Here is a 6,831-nt window from a genome sequence, read left to right as displayed (position 1 = left end):
AGCGCTCCCGGCCAGGTCAGCGTGGCGATCAGGTCGCGCGGATTGACGTCGCGGCGCCGGTAGGCCTCGCGGGCCAGGGCGAGCACCGCGTTCGGGCCCACGTCGACGCTGCCATCGATCCGCGGCGTCACGTGCACCCCGAGGAACGGGTAGGCGGGATCGGGCACCGGGTACACCAGGCCGCGTACCAGGTCGGCGCGCTGCGGCACCAGCCGGAAATACTCGCCGCGGAAGGGAACGATCGCAGGTCCCTTATGGTCACCGGCGCGCCGGGCGAGGGTGTCGGAATGCAGTCCGGCGCACAGCACGAGGTGGTCGAACACGTGGCGCTCGCCCGCGCCGCGCCCCTCCGCGTCACGGTGTTTGTCGTCACGGCGTTTGTCGCCGCAGTACACCGCGACGCCGCCGCCCTCGGGCCTGATGTCCGTGACCGACTGGCCGAGCAGCAGCTTTCCGCCGCCGGCGGCCAGGTCGTCGGCCAGCGCGCGAGCGATCGCCCGGTAGTCCACGATCGCGGTCGTCGGTGAATGCAGCGCCGCCACCCCGCGCACGTGCGGTTCGATCTCGCGCAGCGCTTCCGGTTCCAGCCAGGCGATCCCCGGCACGCCGTTGGCCTGCGCACGGGCTTCGAGATCGCGCAGCCGCTCGACCTCCCGGGCGTCCCGGGCGACCACGACCTTGCCGATCTCGCGGTACTCCAGATCCTTCTGCGCGCAGAAATCGCGCAGCAGCTCGACCCCGCGCCGGCACAGCACCGCTTTGAGCGAGCCCGGCTTGTAGTAGAGCCCGGAGTGCACCACGCCGGAGTTGCGGCCGGTCTGGTGGGTGGCGACCTCGGTCTCCTTCTCGAAGACGGTCACCTCGTCCCCGCACACCTCGGCCAGCCTGCGCGCCACCGCCAGGCCGACGATCCCGGCCCCCACCACGCCGACCCGCCGCCGACCGCCGTTCGGTCGCGGCGCGCCATTCCCTGGAATCAACGCCTGTTCTCCTGCCCTGTGCCCGCGGCGGTGTGCTTGCCACCAGAGTAGGCGTAAGCAGCCGCGTGGCGTGCGGTGATCTCGGCTTCGCGCGGGATCGACGGGATCGCGCCCGGCTTCTCGACGCTCAGCGAGGCCGCGGCGCTCGCGTACTGCAGCGCGGTCTCGAGCGGGCGGTCGGCGGCGAGGCAGGCGGCCAGCACTCCGGTGAACGTGTCGCCGGCGCCGGTCGTGTCGACGGATCGGGCACGAGCCGCGGGGAGCTGATATCGGGCGCCGTCGCGACTGGCGTAGCAGACCCCTTGCTCCCCGAGTGTCAGTGCGACCCGTGGCGTCAATTCGAGCAGTTCTCCGCATCGCGCGAGGGCGGCGTCGCGCGCGGCGCCACTGAGTTGGAGGGCACCGGGTTCGACGGCACCGAGCTCGAACCCTGCAATGGTCGCCGCCTCGATTTCGTTGACCACCAGCAGGTCGGTTACCGCGAGAAGTTCGGCGGGCAAAGGCCGCGCCGGGGCGGCGTTGAGAATCGCCATGCCGCGCCCGGATTCGCGGATGGCGGTAAATGCGGCATATACCGTCTCCACCGGAATTTCCAGCTGCGCCAGCACTACCGCGCATTCGCGGGTGCGCGTTAAATCGGTCGCACAGAGGCCCAACAAAGAGCCGTTCGCCCCGGAAACCACCACAATTGTGTTCGTGCCTGCCGGATCCACGGTGATCAGCGCCGTTCCGGTCGGCACGCCGCGCAACTCGCGGACCAATTCGGTGTCCACGCCGTCGCCGCGCAGGACGTCGCACAGACGTGCGCCGTATTCGTCGGCCCCGACCGCGCCGAGGAAAGCGCAGTCCGCCAGCCCGGACCGCGCGACGGCGATCGCCTGATTCGCCCCCTTGCCGCCCGGCATCGCGTCGAAACTCTGCGCGAACACGGTTTCCCCTGGTCGCGGCAGTGCTTCGCAGCGGGTGACGAGGTCCATGTTCGCGCTGCCGACGACGAGGACCCGCGGCTGGCGCCCTGGCTTCGACATGAGGCCAGTATGGCGGGCGGGCGCTTTGTTCGATCTCCGAGAGCGCTGCGTGATCTCTAAGAGCGCGGGCCTTGACCTTGGAGTGCGCTCCCAGGTTTACCGTCGTGTCATGGGTACGACGACGCAGGAACACGCGCGCTGGACGGTCGCGGACGTGGCGCGGGAGGCGGGGGTCTCACCGGACACGGTTCGCTACTACGAGCGCGCGGGCCTGCTGGAGCCCGCGGGGCGCAGCGCGGCCGGGTATCGGCAGTTCGACTCCGGGTCGCTGGACCGGCTCAGGTTCATCCAGGGCGCGCAGCGGCTGGGCCTGCGACTACGGGAGATCCGCGACCTGCTGGCGGTGCGCGACACGGGGATCTGCCCGTGTGAGAGCGCTGAGACGCTGCTGCGCCGCCGGGTCGCCGAGATCGAACGGGAGATCGCGCGGCTCACCGCGCTGCGCGGGGACCTCGAGCAGATGCTCGCGGGTATTCCGGGGCCCGATTGCCCGGATCCGGAGCCGGGCACCTGGTGTCCGGTCGTGCCCGAATTCGCCGAGACGACTGGGGCTGGGAGAGGAGGTGGATGCGGATGATGGAAGAAATCGACGTGCTCGCGGCGTGCGACTGCTGCGACGATCCGGAATGTGACTGCAATTGCGGCACCTGCTGCTGAGGGGCAGTCAGTGCCAACGCGAGCGGCGCAGTAGGAATGTGAGCGACGGTTCAGTTGCGCGGAACGGGGGCGTGACTGTTGACGTCCATCGCTGATCGGCAGGTCAGCGCCAGGGACGTCACAGATGCGCAGAAGAGGGCACGTGACTGCCAACGCTCATCGCTGATCGGGACCGCGGCCCGGTCAGTCCCGCGCGGGGTGACCATCGGGAATTCTTGACACCTTGCCGACCTGGTGCTTTCCTGCCCGTGGGCGGTGTGACAACGTTGTCAAAGATCGCGAGTCAGCAACGTCGTCGCAGCAGCCTTACCCACCGCACGCACACCCGCACTCGAACCCACACCACCCACGCGCGGCGCGGCGCAGCCGCAGGCAATCCCACGAGGAACCGCCATGAGGAGAATCCTCTTCGCGGTCGTGGCAGTCATCGCCGGAACGGGGCTCGCCGCCGCCGTCCCGACGAGCGCGAGCGCCGCAACCACGACCAGCGTCAGCACCAGCAGCACCTCGAACACCAATCACACCTCGACCGCGCCGACCACCAGCCAGCACGTGACCACCAAGCACGCCTGCTCGGCACCGCTGCACTCCGGCGGCCCGGTCTGCTACGCGCTGATCCGCACCGATATCGCGCAGGTCCGCGCCAGTGCCCTCTCCCCCGACGCGACCCCGTCAGGGTACGGTCCCAGCGATCTGCAGAGTGCGTACAACATCGCCGCAGCCTCTGCGTCGAACGGCGGCGGAGCGACCGTCGCGGTCATGGAGGCCGCGGACGATCCGAACCTCGAATCCGACCTCGGGACCTACCGGGCGCAGTACGGGCTGCCGGCCTGCACCACCGGGAACGGCTGCTTCCGCAAGGTCAACGGCTCCGGCCAGCAGGGCAACTACCCGCCCGGCGACACCGGCTGGGGCGGCGAGGCCTCGCTGGACGTCGACATGGTCTCCGCGGTCTGCCCGAACTGCCACATCCTGGTGGTCGAGTCGCAGGACCTGGAAGGCGCCCAGAACGTGGCCGTCTCGCTCGGCGCCCGCTTCATCTCCAACAGTTGGGGCACCGGCGACGGCTCTGGTGACGCCGGCGCGGACGGCGACTTCAACCACTCCGGCGTGGTCGACGTGGCCAGCTCCGGCGACAGCGGATACGGCGTCAGCTACCCGGCCAGCTCGCAGTATGTGGTGGCTGTAGGCGGCACCAGCCTGTACCGCGCTTCCAACTCTCGCGGCTGGTCGGAGTCCACGTGGTCCGGGGCCGGGGCGGGCTGTTCGGCCTGGGAATCAAAGCCCTCATGGCAGACCGACTCCGGCTGCGGCCGCCGTACTGTCGCAGACGTCTCGGCGATTGCTGATCCGGGCACCGGCGTGGCGTTCTACGACACCTACGGCTCCGGCGGCTGGGGCGTGGTCGGCGGCACCAGCGTCTCCTCGCCGATCATCGCGTCCGTATTCGCGCTCGCCGGGGCGCCGTCCAGTGCGGCCGCTTCCGTGCTCTACGCGCACTCGGGCGCCCTGAACGACATCACCTCCGGCTCCGACGGCTCGTGCAGCCCGTCGTATCTGTGCACCGCACAGCCCGGCTATGACGGACCAACCGGTCTGGGCACGCCCAACGGCCTCGGCGCCTTCAACGGAACCGGCTCGGGTGGTGGCGGAGGCGGTGGCGGCGGCACCGGACCGATCGTGTCAGGGGTCTCCTCCGGCCTGTGCGTGGACGACAGCAACTCCAGCACCACGGCCGGCAGCCACATCCAGATCTGGTCCTGCAACGGCACCGGGGCGCAGAGCTGGACCGTCGGCTCGGACGGCACGCTGCGTGTGCTCGGCGGCTGCATGGACGTGACCTCGGGCGGCACCACGTCGGGCACCAAGGTCCAGTACTGGCCGTGCAACGGAACCGGCGCGCAGCAGTGGCAGCAGGGTGCGAACGGTTCGCTGGTGAACCCGCAGTCAGGGCTCTGCCTTGACGACCCGGGCTCCAGCACCACGGCCGGGACGCAGCTGCAGATCTGGAGCTGCAACGGGACCGGCGCGCAGAACTGGACGCTGCCGTAACCGAAACCGAAGCCCAGTCCGGTCGCTACAGCCGGCGCTGCGCGGGCGGCGTCGGCTGTACCAGACCGGTCTGGTACGCGATGACGACAAGCTGCGCGCGGTCGCGGGCACTGAGCTTCATCATCGCGCGCTGAATATGGGTCCTGGCCGTCAGTGGGCTGACAAAGAGCTGCTCGGCGATCTGCGAGTTCGAATAGCCCTGCGCGGCCAGGACCATCACCTCGCGCTCGCGGGCGGTCAGTTCGGCGAGGCGTTCGGGCGCGGCGGCGGCGCCGGGCTCGGGCGCGGCGAGGAACCGGGTGATCAGCGTGCGGGTCGCCGTCGGGGAGAGGAGCGCCTCGCCGGTGGCCACGGTCCTGATGCCCGCGAGCAGGTCCTCGGCGTCGACGTCCTTGCCGAGGAAGCCGCTGGCGCCGGCCCGCAACGCCGCGGCGACGTACTCGTCGATCTCGAAGGTGGTCAGGATCAGCACCCTGGTACCGGCCAGCCGCGGGTCCGCGCAGATGGCCGCGGTGGCGGCCAGTCCGTCGGTGCCGGGCATGCGGATGTCCATGACCACGACGTCGGGGCGGTGCACGCGGGCCGCCTCGATCGCCTGCGCGCCGTCCGCGGCCTCGGCGACGACCCGCAGGTCGTCGGTGGAGTCGATCAGGATCTTGAAAGTGGCGCGCAGCAGCGCCTGGTCGTCGGCGAGCAGGATGCGCAGGGTCACGGGAGGTCCTCTTCGGCTCGGATCACGGCTGCAACGGCAGTTCGGCGGCGACTTGGAAGCCGCCTTCGGGTCGCCGACCGGCTTGCAACTGGCCGCCGACGGAGTTGGCGCGCTCGCGCATGCCGATCAGCCCGAAACCGCCGCCGGGCGTCTGCGCGGCGGTAGCGGCGGCGGCTGCTGGAGCCGGCCGGCCGGCGCCGTCCTCGTTGTCGGTCACCGTGATGGTCAGCCGGTCGTGGCCGTAACCGAGCTGCACGTACGCGGTGTCGGTCGCGGCGTGTTTGGTGACGTTGGTCAGCGCCTCCTGCACGATCCGAAACGCCGTCAGGTCCACTCCGGGTGAGAGCGGGCGGGCCGTTCCTTCCGTGGTGACCACCACCTTCAGCCCGGCCGAGGCGAGCGAGGCGGCCAGGTCGGGCAGTTGCGCGAGGCCGGGGGCGGGTTGCAGCGGGGCGTCGGGATCGTCGCTCTCGCGCAGCAGCCCGACGGTGGCCTTCAGTTCGCGCAACGCGGCCGAGGTGGTGCTGGTCAGCTCGGCCAGGATCTCGCGTACCTGCTCGGGTCGGGTGCGGGCGATGTGTGCGGCGGTGCCGGCCTGCGCGTTGGCCAGCGCGAGGTGATGCGCGACCACGTCGTGCAGCTCGCGGGCGATCCGCATCCGCTCCTCGGCGACGCGGTAGCGCGCCTCCTGCTCGCGGGTCTGCTCGGCGAACTCCGCGCGGGCCTGGACCGCTTCCAGATAGGCGCGCTTGGTGCGGGCCGTGGTGCCGAGGGCGAGCGGCAGCAGCAGGAAGGCGATCGGCATGACCACGGTCAGCGCGAGCGTCTCGCGCGGCAGTCCAAGCGGGGCCGCGAGGGCCACCGCCGCGATGATCCCGAAGGCCGCCGGGTTGGCGACCCTGCGCCCGGTGCGGTCGGCCAGCGTGAACAGCGCGATCATGAGCGGTCCGAGCATCAGCGGCGAGGGCAGGAAACCGAGCCCGGACGTGACGATCGCGCAGGCCGCGGTCACGCCGGTGACCGCGCGAGGGTGGCTGCGGCGCCAGCTGAGCGCTATGCACGCCGCACCCACGAGCGGCACACCGATCCACCATCGGTCGTTCGCGAGACTGCGCTCGGTCCCAAGGAGCGTGCCGGGGAACGCGTTGGCGAACAGCAGCAGCGCCAGCAACGCGTCGAGGACACGCGGGCGTTCGCGCTGGTACCGCTGCCAGAGGGTGATCATGAGGGGTTTCCTGTCGGGTGTTGTGACCATAGTGCGGGATATCGCCCGATGACACCGGCAGGGCCGCCCGTTCTCGCCCGGACGGCCCCCCGGTGATTCAGTACCTCGGTGTCAGACGGCTGCCGGCTGAACGTCGCGCTCGGGCTCGGGCTCGTCCGCGTCGTCGGCAGTGTCATC

6 protein-coding genes are annotated in these 6,831 nt (G+C 70.7%); 2 read left to right on the top strand and 4 right to left on the bottom strand.

The annotated features are described in order from the left end of the window. Both lhgD and VFB40_RS23710 read right to left on the bottom strand, forming a co-directional pair. A partial coding sequence (lhgD, locus tag VFB40_RS23715; protein WP_324854300.1) for an L-2-hydroxyglutarate dehydrogenase occupies positions 1 to 980 on the bottom strand: 980 nt, incomplete at its 3' end. Continuing rightward, on the bottom strand, positions 977 to 2,008 hold the full coding sequence (locus VFB40_RS23710; protein ID WP_324854298.1) for a ribokinase: 1,032 nt from the start codon (positions 2,006 to 2,008) through the stop codon (positions 977 to 979). The genes VFB40_RS23710 and lhgD, both read right to left, overlap by 4 nt. Before the next feature lie 109 nt (positions 2,009 to 2,117). Here VFB40_RS23710 and VFB40_RS23705 point away from each other — a divergent pair, with 109 nt between their 5' ends. After that, positions 2,118 to 2,585, top strand: coding sequence for a heavy metal-responsive transcriptional regulator (locus VFB40_RS23705; protein WP_324854296.1), 468 nt, complete (start codon positions 2,118 to 2,120; stop codon positions 2,583 to 2,585). Between the two features lie 473 nt (positions 2,586 to 3,058). After that, positions 3,059 to 4,717 (top strand): S53 family peptidase, encoded by a 1,659-nt coding sequence (locus VFB40_RS23700; RefSeq protein WP_324854294.1) that lies wholly within the window; start codon positions 3,059 to 3,061, stop codon positions 4,715 to 4,717. Positions 4,718 to 4,742: 25 nt separating this feature from the next. Here the strand turns inward: VFB40_RS23700 and VFB40_RS23695 are convergent, their stop codons facing one another. Next, positions 4,743 to 5,429: a response regulator gene (locus VFB40_RS23695; RefSeq protein WP_324854291.1), complete on the bottom strand. Its 687-nt coding sequence runs from the start codon at positions 5,427 to 5,429 to the stop codon at positions 4,743 to 4,745. Between the two features lie 22 nt (positions 5,430 to 5,451). Beyond that, complete coding sequence (locus VFB40_RS23690; protein ID WP_324854289.1) at positions 5,452 to 6,654, bottom strand: sensor histidine kinase; 1,203 nt, start codon at positions 6,652 to 6,654, stop codon at positions 5,452 to 5,454. Between the last annotated feature and the right edge of the window lie 177 nt (positions 6,655 to 6,831).

It is taken from the genome of Actinocrinis sp. (genome assembly GCF_035650855.1).
Lineage (GTDB): Bacteria > Actinomycetota > Actinomycetes > Streptomycetales > Catenulisporaceae > Actinocrinis.
Note: the sequence above shows the minus strand (reverse complement) of the source record. Positions and strands in the feature narration are given on the sequence as shown.